At 43.7% G+C, this 16501-nt stretch carries 19 protein-coding genes and 1 pseudogene; 13 read left to right on the top strand and 7 right to left on the bottom strand.

What is annotated here, in order from left to right; translation table 11 throughout:
- Positions 1–132: 132 nt before the first annotated feature.
- Both B5F53_RS06130 and B5F53_RS06125 read right to left on the bottom strand, forming a co-directional pair.
- A complete protein-coding gene (locus B5F53_RS06130) occupies positions 133–1929 on the bottom strand; it encodes a BlaR1 family beta-lactam sensor/signal transducer (protein ID WP_087221407.1) in 1797 nt (598 codons plus the stop codon).
- Between the two features lies 1 nt (position 1930).
- Positions 1931–2317 carry a BlaI/MecI/CopY family transcriptional regulator gene (locus B5F53_RS06125; protein WP_087221403.1) on the bottom strand — a complete coding sequence of 129 codons (387 nt, stop codon included), beginning with the start codon at positions 2315–2317 and terminating at the stop codon, positions 1931–1933.
- A gap of 200 nt (positions 2318–2517) precedes the next feature.
- Here B5F53_RS06125 and B5F53_RS06120 point away from each other — a divergent pair, with 200 nt between their 5' ends.
- Positions 2518–2928, top strand: a complete 411-nt coding sequence (locus B5F53_RS06120) for a winged helix-turn-helix domain-containing protein (RefSeq protein WP_087221400.1) — start codon at positions 2518–2520, stop codon at positions 2926–2928.
- Between the two features lie 24 nt (positions 2929–2952).
- Here the strand turns inward: B5F53_RS06120 and B5F53_RS06115 are convergent, their stop codons facing one another.
- Together B5F53_RS06115 and B5F53_RS06110 are read right to left on the bottom strand one after the other, a co-directional pair.
- A complete protein-coding gene (locus B5F53_RS06115) occupies positions 2953–3645 on the bottom strand; it encodes a hypothetical protein (RefSeq protein ID WP_087221397.1) in 693 nt (230 codons plus the stop codon).
- A complete protein-coding gene (locus B5F53_RS06110; RefSeq protein ID WP_087221394.1) occupies positions 3642–4208 on the bottom strand; it encodes an RNA polymerase sigma factor in 567 nt (188 codons plus the stop codon). Before B5F53_RS06110 ends, B5F53_RS06115 begins: the two co-directional genes overlap by 4 nt.
- Before the next feature lie 298 nt (positions 4209–4506).
- Here B5F53_RS06110 and B5F53_RS06105 point away from each other — a divergent pair, with 298 nt between their 5' ends.
- The 6 genes from B5F53_RS06105 (at position 4507) to B5F53_RS06080 (ending at position 9392) form a co-directional block, all read left to right on the top strand.
- Positions 4507–5208: a lantibiotic protection ABC transporter ATP-binding protein gene (locus B5F53_RS06105; RefSeq protein WP_087221389.1), complete on the top strand. Its 702-nt coding sequence runs from the start codon at positions 4507–4509 to the stop codon at positions 5206–5208.
- Positions 5208–5981 (top strand): lantibiotic immunity ABC transporter MutE/EpiE family permease subunit, encoded by a 774-nt coding sequence (locus tag B5F53_RS06100; protein WP_087221386.1) that lies wholly within the window; start codon positions 5208–5210, stop codon positions 5979–5981. Before B5F53_RS06105 ends, B5F53_RS06100 begins: the two co-directional genes overlap by 1 nt.
- 2 nt (positions 5982–5983) lie before the next feature.
- On the top strand, positions 5984–6757 hold the full coding sequence (locus tag B5F53_RS06095) for a lantibiotic immunity ABC transporter MutG family permease subunit (RefSeq protein WP_087221383.1): 774 nt from the start codon (positions 5984–5986) through the stop codon (positions 6755–6757).
- A 33-nt stretch (positions 6758–6790) separates the two neighbouring features.
- Complete coding sequence (locus B5F53_RS06090) at positions 6791–7483, top strand: response regulator transcription factor (RefSeq protein WP_087221380.1); 693 nt, start codon at positions 6791–6793, stop codon at positions 7481–7483.
- The gene (locus tag B5F53_RS06085; protein ID WP_242970256.1) at positions 7480–8925 is read left to right on the top strand and encodes a HAMP domain-containing sensor histidine kinase; all 1446 of its coding nucleotides are present in this window, start codon (positions 7480–7482) and stop codon (positions 8923–8925) included. The genes B5F53_RS06090 and B5F53_RS06085 overlap by 4 nt, the downstream gene beginning before the upstream one ends.
- A gap of 131 nt (positions 8926–9056) precedes the next feature.
- Positions 9057–9392, top strand: coding sequence for a winged helix-turn-helix domain-containing protein (locus B5F53_RS06080; protein ID WP_162610537.1), 336 nt, complete (start codon positions 9057–9059; stop codon positions 9390–9392).
- A gap of 34 nt (positions 9393–9426) precedes the next feature.
- Here the strand turns inward: B5F53_RS06080 and B5F53_RS06075 are convergent, their stop codons facing one another.
- A complete protein-coding gene (locus tag B5F53_RS06075) occupies positions 9427–9864 on the bottom strand; it encodes a PIN domain-containing protein (protein WP_087221374.1) in 438 nt (145 codons plus the stop codon).
- Positions 9861–10076, bottom strand: a complete 216-nt coding sequence (locus tag B5F53_RS06070) for a type II toxin-antitoxin system Phd/YefM family antitoxin (RefSeq protein WP_087221369.1) — start codon at positions 10074–10076, stop codon at positions 9861–9863. Before B5F53_RS06070 ends, B5F53_RS06075 begins: the two co-directional genes overlap by 4 nt.
- Positions 10077–10281: 205 nt before the next feature.
- Between B5F53_RS06070 and B5F53_RS06065 the strand changes: the two genes are divergently transcribed.
- The 6 genes from B5F53_RS06065 (at position 10282) to B5F53_RS06040 (ending at position 16095) form a co-directional block, all read left to right on the top strand.
- On the top strand, positions 10282–10473 hold the full coding sequence (locus B5F53_RS06065) for a histidine kinase dimerization/phospho-acceptor domain-containing protein (RefSeq protein WP_087221366.1): 192 nt from the start codon (positions 10282–10284) through the stop codon (positions 10471–10473).
- A gap of 34 nt (positions 10474–10507) precedes the next feature.
- The gene (locus tag B5F53_RS06060; RefSeq protein ID WP_087221362.1) at positions 10508–11191 is read left to right on the top strand and encodes a response regulator transcription factor; all 684 of its coding nucleotides are present in this window, start codon (positions 10508–10510) and stop codon (positions 11189–11191) included.
- Positions 11188–12219 (top strand): sensor histidine kinase, encoded by a 1032-nt coding sequence (locus B5F53_RS06055; protein ID WP_087221359.1) that lies wholly within the window; start codon positions 11188–11190, stop codon positions 12217–12219. The genes B5F53_RS06060 and B5F53_RS06055 overlap by 4 nt, the downstream gene beginning before the upstream one ends.
- Before the next feature lie 146 nt (positions 12220–12365).
- Entirely contained in the window at positions 12366–13031 is a 666-nt protein-coding gene (locus tag B5F53_RS06050; RefSeq protein ID WP_087221806.1) for an ABC transporter ATP-binding protein, read from the top strand.
- A gap of 14 nt (positions 13032–13045) precedes the next feature.
- Positions 13046–15619: an ABC transporter permease gene (locus B5F53_RS06045; RefSeq protein ID WP_087221356.1), complete on the top strand. Its 2574-nt coding sequence runs from the start codon at positions 13046–13048 to the stop codon at positions 15617–15619.
- A gap of 140 nt (positions 15620–15759) precedes the next feature.
- Positions 15760–16095 (top strand): winged helix-turn-helix domain-containing protein, encoded by a 336-nt coding sequence (locus B5F53_RS06040; protein ID WP_087221353.1) that lies wholly within the window; start codon positions 15760–15762, stop codon positions 16093–16095.
- A 46-nt stretch (positions 16096–16141) separates the two neighbouring features.
- On the opposite strand, the pseudogene B5F53_RS06035 reads toward B5F53_RS06040, so the two are convergent.
- Positions 16142–16501, bottom strand: a pseudogene (locus B5F53_RS06035) (phage antirepressor protein); the annotation flags it as partial.

The raw sequence follows: 16501 nt of genomic DNA, 5'->3' as shown, positions 1-16501 counted from the left end.
TAAAATGTATTAGAGATCATGTTTAACAATCCAATGATACAAAGCCCGTTTACGAGTCAAGGCAAAAGGCAACGGGCTTCTCTGAGCTTATCTCTTTCATTCGGTATTAACCGACAACCTCTTCTTTTTGAATTATTCCCATATATGCAAATCTGAGAGAATGGACATTGTAATTTCTACAGCATTGCTTCCAGTGGCAGATTGATCTGCTTTGATATTTGTAGCAAAAAACCATGTATGCCCGGGAGTTTCAAGAAAACCGATAAACCATCCATTGATATCCTGTCCATCAATCCTTCCTGTCCCGGTTTTTCCATAGAATGTTCCACTGGACGAATGGGATAAGCAGATAGAGTCTTTGACTGCATGGACATCTTCTGGTGTAAATGGGAGGCTGTTTTGGTATAGGGCTGTGAGAAGTTCTACCTGTTCTACCGGAGAAATTTTCAGGGTAGATTCCATCCAGTAAGAGGAGAGCTCGCCAGTTATATTTTCATTTCCATATTCAATAGACTGCACGTAGGATTGCAGAGCTGTTTTTCCTAGCTGGTTATCTAAAGATTGAAAATACCAGTTGACAGAGGACGCCATGGCAGATGATAACGTCTGATCTGCATTCCACGCTTCAAAGGGATAGTCTGTGTGGTCCCATGCAATCTGTGAATTCTCAGGAGAAATGATCCCCGCATCTAAAGCGAAGAGGGAATCATAAATCTTATAGGTTGAATTCGGAGCGACCCGTGTGACGGACTGCTCCATGTCATTGATGAACCAGTGGTCATCTTCCAAATTATAGAGAACAAAACTGCCCGTGTATGTTCCAAATTGCTCCGAAATATCTAGTGTGGAAATGTCCTCTTTTGTGACATCCCATTGATATTCTTGGTTCTCTGCCGCCTGGGTGGACAATAATGGTGTGAGCCCGATAAGAAGCATAGCAGTCAGTACAAATGCCACCATACTTTTTAGTTTTTTTGCAAATGTCGGTTTCTCATATGAGGCAATATTGACAATCCTCCGCTTCATCTGTTTCATATTCCCACCGAGAGAGGAGGCAAATGGAAAAGGAGTAAGAGAAACCTTTCTCGCAAAGTTGATCAGTGTATTGCCATAGTCCTCATAGGTGTCCTCATCCAGCATATTTAAAACAGAAGTGTCGCAGGCCACTTCTTTGTCATTGCGCATTTCTTTCAACGCATACCAGACAAAGGGATTAAACCAATAAATAACGCTGGTAAGATTCATCAGGAAGCTGGCAAGTGCATCTTTGTGTTTATAGTGCTGCAGTTCATGCAATAACATATATCTCATATCGGATTCATTATAGTCCGAAATGAGATGGATTGGAAGATAAATGCGTGGTTTTAAAAGTCCTGCAAAAATGGGAGACTTCAGAAAAGCCGTGCTATAAAGGGGAATATTCCTGTGAATTCCCATTTCTTCTAAACAACGATGATATAATTTACGGACTTCTGTGCTTTGAACAGGAAGCGCGGATTTTTCTAAAGCACGTAAGCGGAGAACGGATTTACTGACCAATATAAGCATTGCCAGAATGCCCACAATCCAAATTCCAAATAACAGGTATCCGACAGTAGAAGGTGCTTTGCTGTTAACTGAGAGCGCAAAGTCGTTCATCCAGTCTGTATTTCCATTCAAATTTGTATTCTTAGTCCCTTCCGTAGCAATTTCTACGCTACTCGCTGGCGAATTCCTTAAACCGCTTATCCATGATAGAATTTTCATAACTCCAAGAGGGCGGATTGGAAGAAAAGGAACTGCTAACAGGCCAAGTAACAGAAACCACAGGTTGTATTGCATCCGGTTGGACAGGTTATGTTTCAATAGTCGTTTAATTATCAAAAGCATTCCGATGATACCGCTGATAAATACATTGCAAATAGCAAAACGGATCATAAAATCAGCCACACTAATCGCCTCCTTTTTGATTCCTTTTGGAGAGGAGGGAGCGCAGAGTATCAATCTCTGTTTCAGAGAGCTTGTCATTTTCTATGTATGCAGACAGCATGGCAGTGATATCCCCATCATAGTACCGTTTCAGAAAAGTACTGCTTTCCTGGCCGATGTATTCATTTTCGTCAACAACTGGCGTATAGACAAATACCCGACTCTGCTTTTCATAAGTCAAAGCCCCCTTGTTTACCAGGCGTTTAATTAAAGTTTGTATTGTTTTTGGACTCCAGCTTGTAGTCCGCAATAATTTTTCTGTTATTTCATTGGTACTGATTGGGGCGTATTTCCATACAATTTTCATAACCTCAAATTCCGCCTCAGAAATCTGTGGTAAATTACTCATTCCGACACCTCCTTAAATCTTACGAGTGTAATAAGAGTATTATAGATGTTATCCATGAAATTGTCAATTTTGAAAACCCTTGACTTTAATTCTTACGAATGTAATAATTAAAAGAGTAAGCAAATGCATGAAAGTATTCACGATATGAAAAAGTTGCAGGCAGGCGTAATGGAAGGAGGGCAAGGTAGATAGAGAAATATTTGTCTGGGATACAGATTGGCGAGATCCTCCAGAATATACTTACAGCCGAACAATGGAAAGAGCTGAAGATTTTTATGCTGGAGGGGCAGACGAAAGATACATATCCGGAGATTTGCCGCGGAGAGTTGCATATCTGCCTGGAGAGTAGAAACGCATGGATAGGAGAGCAGCACCTGGGACTTACGAAATATGAGTTTGATGTCCTTTGTCTTCTGGCGAGACATCCAAGGAGAGTGTTCTCGAAAGAACAGATTTATGAGCATGTCTGGGAAAAGGAAAGTGGGAAAACAGACAATGCAACGAGGTGTGTCATCTCCGGCCTTAGAAAAAAGCTAAAGCAATATATAGATAAAGAATATATCCAGACCGTACGGGGAATTGGATATAAGTTTGTAATCCCGGAGGCGTGAGGCTTCCGGGATTTTCCATCTATATTAATCTTCTTTGCTTGGATGTGAACCGACAAAGACAATTTCACCATTTTCATCGAAGACATACATTCCTTTTTCAGAAATATACTGTCCGATATGTTCTTCAGTTATTTCGTGAGTTCCCATATTCAAAAGTTTAGCTACATAATCGCCATTACTCTCCGTAATAGAAACATTGTACTGACAGACTTTATTATTTTCCTCATCTGGAAGATAGAGAGAAAAACTGTGTGGAGGCTCCGCAGTATCCTCAATAACATAAATGTAATAGCTTTGCCCTGCTTTGGGGGTTAATCCTAATATTTCACCAATGTTTTTTGCATAATCGTCAGTGTTAATAATTGAAATGGTGGGCGCAGAACTTGACGTGTCTTTTAATTTGTTGCTTGAAAATACAAAGCAGTTCAATCCGCTTGATGTTTGGAATACAGAAACAGGAACAGCTTCCTTTTCTGACAACTCACTGCCAACTGCGTCACCCTCATAAGCATAGGCACTTATTATAAAAGGCGAAATGTATGCTTTGTTCAAAAATGGTATTATTCCGCCAATAACTGCAACAATTAGGAAACAAGCGGCGATAGCTTTCCATTTTATTATCCAGTGCTGCTTTTTGTTACTTTTATATTCGGCTGCCTCCAAAATATATTTGTCATTAACCTTGTCTAATAAGTTTACAAAGTCTGCTGCTCTCATACTAATACCCCTTTCTGTTTTAAGTAATTTCGCAGTTGCTTTCTTATGCGAGTAAGACGAACAGATACATTCTTTTCGGTTATTCCAACGCACCTTGCTATATCATCGTAGCTGTCACAAAGCCAATAGCGGCGCATGAAAATAACTCGGTTTTCCTGTGATAAGCTGTCAAGAAAATTTTCAATAGCATCAATCAAATATTTTTCTTCAAATTCGTCCTCAAGGGATCGTTTTGCGGAAAGACAATTCTCTAACTCATCCAATGCGATATCGTATGTGCTGTTCCGTTTCATTGCCGTCTTCGCATGGTAGCGCATAATGGATTGATTCCGGACAATTCGGCAGAGAAAAGACAGCAATGGATTAGGGCGTTCCGGTGGGATTGCGTTCCATGCGCCAAGATAAGCGTCGTTGACACATTCTTCTGCGTCTTGTAGATCATTTAATATATTGTAGGAAACTTTGTGACATATCTTTCCATACTTGCTATCCAGTTCTTTGATTGCCTGCTCTGAACGAGCAAAGAATAACTCAAGAATTTGATTATCGTCCACTAAATACATCGCCTCCTTTCTCCCTCAAATATACACTATGGATTTGGAAGAAAAAACTACATCAAAGCAGAGATTTTTCGATTTATTTTCAGATTGCCTTCTGGCGCGATATCCCGGCAGGGCGATCATGGCGACGTAAGGATTCCGGGATTATTTTTTCGCATAAATCTATCAAACAAAATATTTGGATCATTATAAATTCGTTATTTTTGACTGCTAGACTGTCATTGTAAGCAGAAAATCCTGCTGCAATACTTTCGACAGCGTTCAGAACTGCCGGAAAATTCAATGAAATGAGGACGAATATATGGATGATCTGATTCTTGAAACAAAAAATCTTTCTAAGAGATATGACCAGCAGATGGCGGTTCATAACATTTGTATGCGGGTCAGGAAAAATACGGTTTACGGTCTGCTTGGTCCGAATGGTGCAGGCAAATCAACACTGATGAAAATGTTAGTTGGGATTATCCGGCCGACGGAGGGACAGATTTTATTTGAGGGAGAAAGCTTAAGCCGCAGATGCCTGTCTCAGATTGGTTCCCTGATTGAAGCTCCGGCTCTGTACGGAAACCTGACTGCAAGGGAAAATCTCATGGTCCATACAAGACTGTTAGGCATCCCGGAGGAGCGGATCGATGAAGTCCTGGATATCGTGGATCTAAAGAATACCGGGAAAAAGCGGGCGGCAAAATTTTCAATGGGTATGAAGCAGAGACTGGGAATTGCGATTGCGCTGCTAAACCATCCCAGTCTTGTGATTCTGGATGAACCCACCAATGGACTGGACCCGTTTGGGGTAAAAGAGCTAAGGGAATTAATCGCCTCTTTTCCATCCAGAGGGATCACGGTGGTCCTTTCCAGTCATATCCTGTCAGAGGTGGAGCAGGTTGTAGATGAAGTGGGAATCATTAGCAATGGGAATCTTCTGTATCAGGGAATCCCGGATAAAAGAGAAGACCTTGAAGATTTTTTTACAGATGTTATTATGAAGGGAGGCCGAAAGTAATGGAAGGACTTTTCTCGGAACTGCTGAAATATAAGAGAACATTTATGGGGAAACTCATTGTGTTCTTTCCGTTGTTTTTTGCTGTTTATGCACTTGTGCTTTCAATTTTAATGCAGAATCCTCTGGCAGAGGCACATGGGAATACTGCGATAAGCTACGGGACATTTCTGGCGTCTGTTTTCAATTGGTGGTCTTTTTTGTTTCTGCCGCTTGGATACGCTCTTTTTGCGGCATTGGCTGCATCGCAGGAAAAGAAAGCAGGAAATTATCAGGCATTGCTTTCCCGGAATGTATCGCCCGCTGTGCTGTGGGTAAGTAAAATTCTTGGGATGGCTGTTTACACACTGCTGTCTTCTTGTGTATTGATTCTGGTTGTCTCGATGACCGGATTGATTGGAGCTGAGGGGGTGTTGCCTGCAGGGAAAATATTGGCGGGAAGCCTGGTCTGCTGGCTGGTTTCCCTTCCCCTGATTCCGCTTCAACTCTGGGCGGCAACCAGGGGAGGGATTTTCCTCAGCATGGGAATGGGGTTCGCAGGGATGATACTTGGGGTTGTTGCAGCGCCGGGTACGGTCTGGATCATCTGCCCGTGGAGCTGGGCGACAAGACTGATGTGCCCGGTTATTGGCGTACATCCAAATGGAACGATGCTGTCAGACAGTGATCCGCTGCTTTCATGCACTGCCATCCCTCTTGGTATTGTGGTATCTTTGGCTGCACTGGCGGTATTTACGCTCTTTACCACTGTTTGGTTTACAAAAAGGGAGCGGTGAGTATGAGAGTATTATTATCGGAATGGCTGAGGACAAAGCGGACAGCGATCCGCTGGTTTATCTTTGGACTGCCGGTATTCCTGGCAGGATGCACGGTTGTCTACCTCACACTGAGTCCGGGGAGTACGCAGGATTTCGCTTTTGAAGGTTTTTTTACCATATGGTCAGGAATCATGATCCCTGTTTCGGTCGGCATCCTGGGAGGCGCTGTGATTCGCGAGGAGGAGCTGGCCGGGAATTTTAACGGGTTTCTTAGTTTCGGAGTTTCGCGGGCGAAAATATTTCTGGGCAAGTTTATGTTAGTGGTGATATGTACGTTCGTCTGTACATTGTTGGCAGCGCTGATCCTGGGATGTGGGATGAATCTGTTTGTTCCCTGCGGGGCGGATATGAAGGTGTTTCTCCTTGCTGCTGTATTCACTTCGATCGGAGCGGTTCCTCTTCTGGTCCTTCATCTTTGGATCAGCCTTGCGTGGGGATGGGGCGCTTCCATCGGGCTTAGTTTTGGAGGGCTGCTGATGGCAGTGATTTTCGGAACCACCAGTTTAGGCGCGTCTGTCTGGAAGTTCATTCCATGGACGTGGCCGGTAAAGTTAGGTTTGCTGCCGGGTACCGTTTATATTCAACCGGCAGATGGGAATTTCCGTACCCTTGTAAACCAAGCGGCAGAGACTGGTATCACGGCGCTGAGCGCAGTTTTTATTGCATTGGTTTTATTGCTTAGTACCGGGATACTATGGTTTGCAAAATGGGAGGGACGGCGTCCCGGCGAATAGCGGAGAAAGGTGGCTCTGACGGGAGGGTTGGCATTGAGTAAAATTTTAATCATTGATGATGAGAAGGCGATGGTGTCCTTATTGAAAAGCAGATTGGAGTTAAAAGGTCATGAAGTTTTATGCGCATATAATGGAAGAGCAGGAATTGAGCTTGCAAAGGAGCAGCCGGATTTAATCGTTCTGGATATTATGATGCCGGAGATAGATGGGTTTGAAGTCTGCAGGGAGATCAGAAATGATGTCGTCTGTCCGATCCTGTTTTTAAGCGCGAGGCAGTCGGAGACAGACAAAGTGAAAGGCTTCACCATGGGCGGAGACGACTATATTACAAAACCATTTGGATTAAAAGAACTTCTGGCGCGCATTGATGCAAATCTGCGAAGAGAGAAACGGTCCCAGTATCTTAATGCGGAGCAAAAGAGATCGAAACTATACTTCGGGGAAATGTGTATAGACACTCAGGCGAGAAGTATCACGATTCATGGGGAAGCGGTTGAACTTACGAGAAGAGAATATGATATTTCAGAATTACTGGCATTTCATGCAGGACAGGTATTCTCAAAAGAGCGGATTTACGAAAAAGTATGGGGGTATGATGCGCAAGGAGATGTGGCGACTGTTGTGGAACGGATCAAAAATATCCGTTCCAAATTCGCGGCGGCGTCTCCGGGAAAAGAATATATTTCAACTGTCTGGGGGATCGGATATAAATGGAACAAAGTATGAAAGAAAAAAGAATGAAAAGACCTCTTGCGGTTCAGTTCCGCCATACATTCATTCAAATTGTAGTGGTCAGTGTATTCGCTTCCATAGTCACAATCATGCTATCTTCGGTATTGACGTTTTTATCTTTAAATAAAGATATTTATCCGGCGGATTACTATGAAGATCAAATCCCGGGGATCGTGTCCTATGTGCAGAAAGAAAATGTGTCTCTTTTGGAGGTGTCCGGACAGAAGGGACTTGCCGCTATGATAAAGGGAAACGGGATCTGGTATCAGGTAACTGATCAGGATGGGAATGTGATTTACGGGACGCTGGCAGAACAGCCTTATACATCGAAAGAGGATCTCTTCACAAATCTTCTTGATAAAAAGGTCTTGAGAAATGGATGTTATATTGAAACCGTTCCGATCGAACAGGAGCAGGGGATTCGCGGCGCTGTCATTCTTGCCTATAAGATCAAACCGACTTTTGCCAACATGAAAGGGAAGATCCTGTTTGCATTTTTTATCTGTTCTCTTTTGTCGCCGTTTCTTTATCTCATTCTTTTTACACTGCTGTTTTCCAGAAAATTCGCCGGGGAAATTAACCGGCCCCTGGAGCTGCTGTCGATGGCTTCTCAGAAGATAAAGGAGAAGGATCTGGACTTCTCAATTAATTATCATGAGGATAATGAACTCGGCAGACTGTGTGAGGCATTCACGGAAATGCAGGAAGAGCTGAAAGAATCACTGACCTCTCAGTGGGAAATGGAGCAGGAACGGATTGAGATGACGGCCGCGCTGGCACATGACCTGAAATCTCCTTTATCTCTGATCCTGGCATATTCGGAGGCCCTGCTGGAAGACTATCAGGAGAAGGACGGGGAACTGAAGAATTATCTTATGGTCATCCATGAAAATGCAGAAAAGAGTGCAGATTTTGTAAGACAGATGCAGTATACGGCTGAGCTTGAAAAGAAAGACAAAGGAGCGGATACAGAACGGATCAATCTGGAAAAATATCTGTCACAGAGAATACAGTCTTATCACCTGCAGGCGCAGCAAAAATCCATTGAATTGTCTTTCTGTATCAACGATGGAGTTCCGGATCAGATTATCGTCGATGCGGAAGCTCTGACAAGGATATTGGACAATCTTTTATCCAACAGCCTTGAGCATACACCTGCAGGGGGCCGAATCGAAGTAAATGTCAGCACAGATAAAGAAAAGATATATTATACGGTCACGGATACGGGGGCTGGTTTTGATGCGAAAGATCTAAAAAATGCATTTCATAAATTCTATCGGGGCGATGAATCCAGAGACACAAGCGGAGGACATGCAGGGCTTGGACTTTATATAGTGAAGAAGCTGGCTGAACAGATGGGAGGTACTGTGCAGATCTCAAATACATCAGAAGGCGGAGCCTGTGTGCTTTTTTGCCATACAGTTATCAGGTTGTAAAGAACTTTGCGGCGGGAAGAAAGGACTGGTAAAATGGGAAAGACATAGAGAAATACCTGTCTGGGATGCAAATTGGCGAGATCCTCCAGAATATACTTACAGCTGAACAATGGAAAGAGCTGAAGATTTTTATGTTGGAGGGGCAGACGAAAGATACATATCCGGAGATTCGCCGCGGAGAGTTGCATATCTGCCTGGAGAGCAGAAACGTATGGATAGGAGAGCAGCACCTGGGCCTTACGAAATATGAGTTTGATGTCCTTTGTCTCCTGGCGAGACATCCAGGGAGAGTGTTCTCTAAAGAACAGATATATGCGCATACCTGGGAAAAAGAAATCGGGAACGTGGATAATGCGGTGCGATGTGTAATCACCAGTCTGAGAAAAAAACTGAAGGAATATACAGATAAGTACTATATTCAGACAGTGCGGGGAATTGGATATAAGTTTGAAATCCCGGAGGCGTGAGGCTTCCGGGATCTCAAATTCAGGAAAGCAGAGGTTAAAAAGAATCGGATTCCTCTGCTTTTCTCATTTGTTCAAGGAACTGATCCGGAGATAAAACCGGAAGAGCTGACAGTTTATAGTCTTTCAGGTTTCTTGTCACGACACATTCAGCTCCAACACGGGAGCCGGTTTCTACCATGATCGCATCCTCATAATCCTTTATTGTGGAAGACAGCGCAAGTTCACAGTCTATGGAAAAGGTATCCACCACTTCAAAAAGAGTAAAAAGAACGCGGACCAGCTTACGAACTTCCTGTTCATTGTGTATACTCCGTCGCAGGATATAGTAAATATCCGTAATGGATTTGGCAGTGAGAATCCCGGTACATTTTTTGTTTGATACTGCGAGAAGGATTTCCATCGCTGCTGCATAAAAGGGATCTCGCTTCTGAAGAATGTCAACGATTACACAGGTGTCAATCAGTGCTTTCATAATTTATCCGCCCTTTCTGCGCGAGCTTCTTCTAATGTAATATCAGCGGGGATTACTCCGAGGAGAGACTTTGCCATCTCCACACGGTCCGCATTTGGATTTGAGAGTTTCGCCACGATCTTTCCATTCCGCGTGATAAATATGTCTTCGTGTTCTGCAAGTTTCAAATATTTTCCAAGATTCAATTTTAATTCCGTCGATGTGATTGACATGAGATCAACCTCCTTTCCATGCGACCTCTTCTTTATAGTCTTATTATAAGCGAATAGAACAAAATTATCAACAAAATCGTTCGATTTTTTGGGAAAGTTGAGCTTTTCAACGTGGCTTGGAACAGCCAGTATTTTTTTCAGAAACTTGTTTTCTGCGAGGATTCTGTGACATTTCCATGTTATCCTCAAAAAAGGAGGATTTGAAATGAATATCATAGAAGATAAACAGTTAAGACAATATGTACATCACGAATTAAGAACTCATTTAACAGTAATTAAAGGCAATGTGGAATTACTTAATATGTATTACTGCAGTGGGAATTATAAAGAAAAACAAATACTTACCCGGATACTGGAGCATGTCAAAGACATAGAAATTTTTCTGGAAAGATTATAGAATACTAATAATAAAACTAGAAGGATGTGAGTGCATGAAAATTTTAGTGGTTGAAGATGACCGCCTTTTGAATAATACCCTTTGCTATAACCTGTCTGCCGCAGGATATGAAGTAGATGCTGCCTTAACGAAAAGTGCAGCAGAACGTCTGTGTAAAAAACAGAAATATGATTTGATTGTCCTTGATATCAATCTGCCGGACGGAAACGGATTTGATTTTTGCCGGGATATGAAGGAGAGACACCCGGAGACAGCAGTGATTTTCTTGACGGCAAACGATATGGAAAGCGATATGCTGAAAGGTTACGAACTGGGCGCGGATGATTATGTGACAAAGCCATTTCCCATGAGTGTGTTTCAGAAAAAAGTGTCCGCTTTGCTGGCCAGGATTCGGAAACAGTCTGGCGGTGATTGCTATAATGACGGCAATCTGTTTATCAACTTTACAGAGATGACCGCTACACAGGGCGGGGAGAATATTTCCTTTACCCCGATGGAATACCGGCTTTTGAAGGTGCTGACGAAAAATCCGCAGATCGTTCTGACTCGACAGGTGCTATTGGAAAAGCTGTGGGACATTGACGGGAACTTTGTGGATGAACACGCCCTGACTTCAGCCATCAGCCGGGTACGGATAAAAATTGAAACAGAGGACCGCCAGTATATCAAGACAGTGTACGGTATGGGCTATATGTGGATCGGAGGGGCGCTGAAATGAATATGCGAAAACTCTCCATCAATAAAGCCTGTATCCTTCTGGGAACGCTTTTGCTGCTGGCTGTTGGCGCAGTTTCCATCGCTGTCTATTTGCTGACACGAAATACAACTGCTGTCTGGTATGTGTTCCTGTTCAGTGCCTTTGTTCTGCTCTGCGTTATTTGCTTTGTGGCGCTGATCCGCCGGAAACTGGCAAAGTTCTCCGATGCCCTTTGCGTTCAGATGGATGACATGTTCTCCGGGGATATGCAGCCGAAACAGAACGTGGATGAGGAAAGCCTGTTCTATAAGATCAACTACCGTCTGGGGCGGCTGTACGAGGTCATGGAGGAAAATAAAAACAGCATCGCAAAAGAGCGGGCCGATCTGCAAGAAATGATTTCTGACATCTCCCACCAGGTCAAGACACCGATCGCCAATTTGAAGATGATTAACAACACGCTGCTTGAAAATGAGGTTTCTCCGCAGAAGCAGAAGGAATTTCTGACAGCCCAGGCAAGCCAGCTTGATAAGCTGGATTTTCTCATGCAGGCGATGATAAAAACTTCCCGCCTGGAAACAGGAGTGATTTCGCTGGAGGAGAAACAGCAGCCAGTCTATGATACACTTGCCGCTGCCCTTGGCGGTATTTTGCTCAATGCTGAGAAGAAGCAGATTGATGTGCGGGTGGAGTGCCCGGAGCATTTGGATGCGCGCCATGATAGAAAGTGGACAACAGAAGCCCTGTTCAATATCCTGGATAACGCAGTAAAGTACACCCCGGCAGGCGGACAGATCCGTGTAGCGGTGGAAGGATGGGAAATGTATGTGAAAATAGACATCGCTGATACAGGGATCGGCATTTCGGAGCAACATCAGGGAACAATTTTCAAACGCTTTTATCGTGAAGAGGCGGTGCATGATGTGGACGGCATTGGTATTGGCCTGTATCTGGCCCGCGAGATCGTGACTTTGCAGGGCGGTTATATCCGGGTGGCGTCTGAGGCTGGAAAAGGCTCAATCTTTTCTGTTTTCTTGCTCCGAAAGTAGTTCAATCGCGTCCCCGGAAATTGAAATGTCACAGACTTGTGACATTTGAGGCTGAATTTAGCGGAAGTATCTTGTGTCTTGTGACATTTCTGTGAGGTTTGGTCGTTACAATGAGTTTATCAAAAAAAGAAAGGACGGTGTTCTTTATGAACATTTTACAGACGACTGAACTGAAAAAATATTATGGCGCAGAGCCGAACATTACCAGAGCCTTGGACGGGGTGACACTCTCCATTGAAAGAGGCGAATTTGTAGCTGTCGTGGGAACCTCCGGCAGTGGCAAGTCCACACTTCTGAACATGATTGGCGGCCTGGATGTGCCTACTTCCGGCAAGGTTATTGTAGATGGGCGCGACCTCTCTACATTGAAAGAAGAGCAGCTTACCATCTTCCGCAGGAGAAAGATCGGCTTCATCTTTCAAAATTACAATCTGTCTCCAGTGCTGAATGTCTACGAAAACATCGTGCTGCCCGTGGAGTTGGACGGAAACAAGGTAGACAAAAAGTTTATGGATGAAGTTGTTCGGATGTTGGGCCTGGAAGATAAGCTGAACAATATGCCAAATAATCTCTCAGGTGGCCAGCAGCAGCGCGTTGCCATTGCCCGCGCCCTGGTATCGAAACCGGCTATTGTACTGGCGGATGAGCCGACGGGCAATCTCGACAGCCGGACGAGTAGTGATGTCCTTGGTCTGTTGAAAGCAAGCAGTCAGAAATTCCACCAGACCCTCGTGATGATTACCCATAATAATGAGATTGCCCAGCTTGCAGATCGGACCGTCCGCATTGAGGACGGCAAAATTTCTGAATAAGGGAGGTGCTGAGAATGCAAGATATTTTATTTGGCAACAATAACAGTCCCATTATTAAGAAATTGTCCAGGCGGTACTTTAAGGCCAGCAAAAGCAGGAATATCATTGCTATTGTTGCCATTATTCTTACAACCGTCTTGTTCACAACTATCTTCACACTGGGTTCCGGTTTAATTGATACGGTACAAGACCAAAATATCCGAAAGATGGGTGGAGACGGTCAAGCTGTTCTCAACTACATTAGTGACGAGGTTTTTGATGATGTAAAGGGCAACGAATTGATTGACCGGATTGCCTATACAAAGGCGGTTTCTTACCATCTTAACAATCCGGGGCTTGCGAAATGGCGTTCTGATATGTGGTATATGGATGATACCGCATTGGAATTTGCCAGATACGAGCCGACAACAGGACACCGCCCCGAAGCTGAAAATGAGATCATAGCCGACACAAAGACATTAGAGGCATTGGGGGTTCCGGCTGAAATCGGCGCGACAGTCACCCTTGATTATGAAATTAAGGGTAAGGAGTACACAACTGATTTTACACTGTGCGGCTTTTGGGAAACAGACAGCCTAAGTAATATTGGGCGTATTATTGTATCGAAAGCCTTTTTAGATAGCCATGCCGACTTACTCACCTATACCTATCCTGTGGACAATGATTATTCTGGCATTGTGACGGCGTATATCATGTTCCGTGGCAGCGGCTCCGTAGAAGAAAAATTGCAGCAGCTCCTTACAGAAACCGGCTACACCTGTGACACGCTTGGAGGACAGCCCACAGACGAAAACTATATTGTCGCCCGTGTCAGTCCTGCTTATCAAAGCAGCCCTATCAGTGAAAATTCCGCCTTGTTTATTGCCGGTATTGTGGGAATACTCGCGATTATGGCAACAGGCTATTTGATTATCTACAATATTTTTCAAATCTCTGTTATTCAAGATATTCAGTCCTACGGGCAGCTAAAAACATTGGGAACCACAAGGCGGCAGATTAAAAAGATTATTAACAAACAGGCACTGCTTCTGTCTGCGATAGGTATCCCCATTGGTCTGATTATCGGATTTTTCATTGGCCGCGCTTTAGTTCCGGCTCTGATGAACGGCACAACGTATACTTCCGATGCTGGCGTTGTGGTGACAGTAAATCCGCTGATATTCATGGGATCGGCTATCTTTGCTTTTGTTACTGTTTATATCAGTGTACGAAAACCGGCTAAGATTGCAGGAACGATCTCGCCGATTGAAGCCGTCCGCTATACGGAAAATGATGCAGGTGCATTTCAAGCAAAGAAGCGTCTGGATGTTAAAAAATCGACCAGCGGCGCAAAAATTCATCGGATGGCATTGGCAAATCTGGGACGAAACCGAAAACGAACAATCCTTGTAATCGTGTCTATGACATTGAGTTTGGTACTGTTCAATACCATATTCACTTTATCCAGTGGTTTTGATATTGACAAGTATGTTGAAAAGTTCTTAAATAAGGATTTTATCATTTCTTCTGCGGACTATTTCAACTACAATTTCGCCCGCAGCGAAACCTACTTGTCTGAAAACTTTATCAATGCTGTCCAACAACAGGATGCCTACGAGGATGGCGGCAGACTATATTCCAGTAAGGTGACAGAAGAAACATTTTCCGCTGAAACAGACGCCGTAACAAATTACAACAAGGACGAATATGGAAATCCTCTTATTAATCTGTATGGGGCAGACGATTTTCTTCTAAACTCGATGGATGTAGTCGAGGGCGAAATTGATTGGGAAGCTCTTAAAACGGGAAAATACACGCTGTACGCGCTTACAATGGACGACAATGGGAATATAATTGACAATCCATCTGTCCATGTTGGAGATACGATCACCTTTCATCACTGGAAGATGAACGGGTTAGCCGGTACACTGGATAACAGCTTTGACCTTACCGTTATGGCAAAAGTTCTTATCAATGAAAATACCGATACAGAAAGAAACACGGGCGCGGCACGTTTTTATTTGCCCACAGAACAGTTCAAGCCGCTCTGCCTCAATCTCCTTTTGGTAAGCTTTCCGTTCAATGTTAAGGACGGAATGGACAGCGACATGAGCAGCTTTCTAAACAACTATGTGGAAAACATTGAGCCGAGCATGGACTATGAATCGAAAGAAACTTACGTTCAGTCTTTTCATAGCATGACATCCCTTATTATTACAATCGGCGGTGCTTTAAGTGTTATTATCGGTATGATTGGCATAGTCAATTTCATCAACTCGGTATTGACAAGCATTATTACGCGGCAAAAAGAATTTGCTATGCTGCAAAGTATTGGCATGACAGGCAGACAGCTCAAGCAGATGTTGTCTTATGAGGGGGTGTATTATGCAGTTGGAACAATTATAGCCTCGTTGATCGTTGGGGTGCTGTTCTCCCTCGTTGTTGTGCAGGCGGTAGCAAGCAGCTTTTGGTTTTTCACCTATCACTTTGTAATTTGGCCGATGTTGATTGTTTATCCGTTCCTTATTTGTTTAACGGTGATTATCCCCACAATTCTTTATCGACAGTTTGCCAAAAGCAGCATTATTGAAAGGCTCTATCAAAATTGAGTTTGTCCGGTAGAGTTGAGAATAGCTGAAAGGGCTGATAAAGTGGGAAAGACATAAAGAAAAATTTATCGGGAATACAGATTGGTCAGATCCTCCAGAACATACTTACCGCTGAACAATGGGAAGAGCTGAAAACGTATATGCTGGAGGAGAAGAGTGAAGATACATTGCCGGAGATCTGCAGAGGAGGATTGCATATCTGTCCGGAAAGCAGAGACGCATGGATGGGAGGAAAGTACCTGGAACTTACGAGACATGAGTTTGATCTTCTCTGTCTTCTGGCGCGACATCCTGGCAGGGTGTTTTTGAAAGAACAGATCTATGAGCATGTCTGGGAAAAGGAAAGTGGGAAAACAGACAATGCAACGAGGTGTGTCATCTCCAGTCTTAAAAAAAAGCTGAAGCAATATGCAGATAAAGAATATATCCAGACCGTACGGGGAATTGGATATAAGTTTGTAATCCCGGAGGCATGAGGCTTCCGGGATTATTATCTGGGAATAAATTTAGAGTGTTCTCGTTTTATTCGTCCTTATTTTCATCCCCAGGCATTTCTTTTGTATGCTCTGGAATGGTAGCTGCGTCCTCCACAATATCCGTTACGAGCTGGCGGAAATCATTGACGTTTTGAGCGGTAATCACCGGCTTGCCGGTGGTTTCTTCAATCTCTTTCCGGGTGTTTCCGGCAATCGAGCCACCTTTTTGCGCCACTTTCTGATTTTCAGAAAAAGTAGCAGGCTTTACGGTTTTAGAAATCTCAGTTGTGGTTGCTTCCGCAAGCATTGTCAAAACGAGTTCCAGATCACTCATATTGTCGCGGAGGTTTTCTTTTTTCAAGCCTTTCAGCTTTTTATATTGCCGTGTCGTCATACCAGACCAGGC

This window comes from Blautia sp. An249, from assembly GCF_002159835.1.
GTDB lineage: Bacteria > Bacillota > Clostridia > Lachnospirales > Lachnospiraceae > Blautia_A > Blautia_A avistercoris.
The sequence above is the reverse complement of the archived record's forward strand: the minus strand, read 5'-3'. Positions and strand labels throughout refer to the sequence as shown.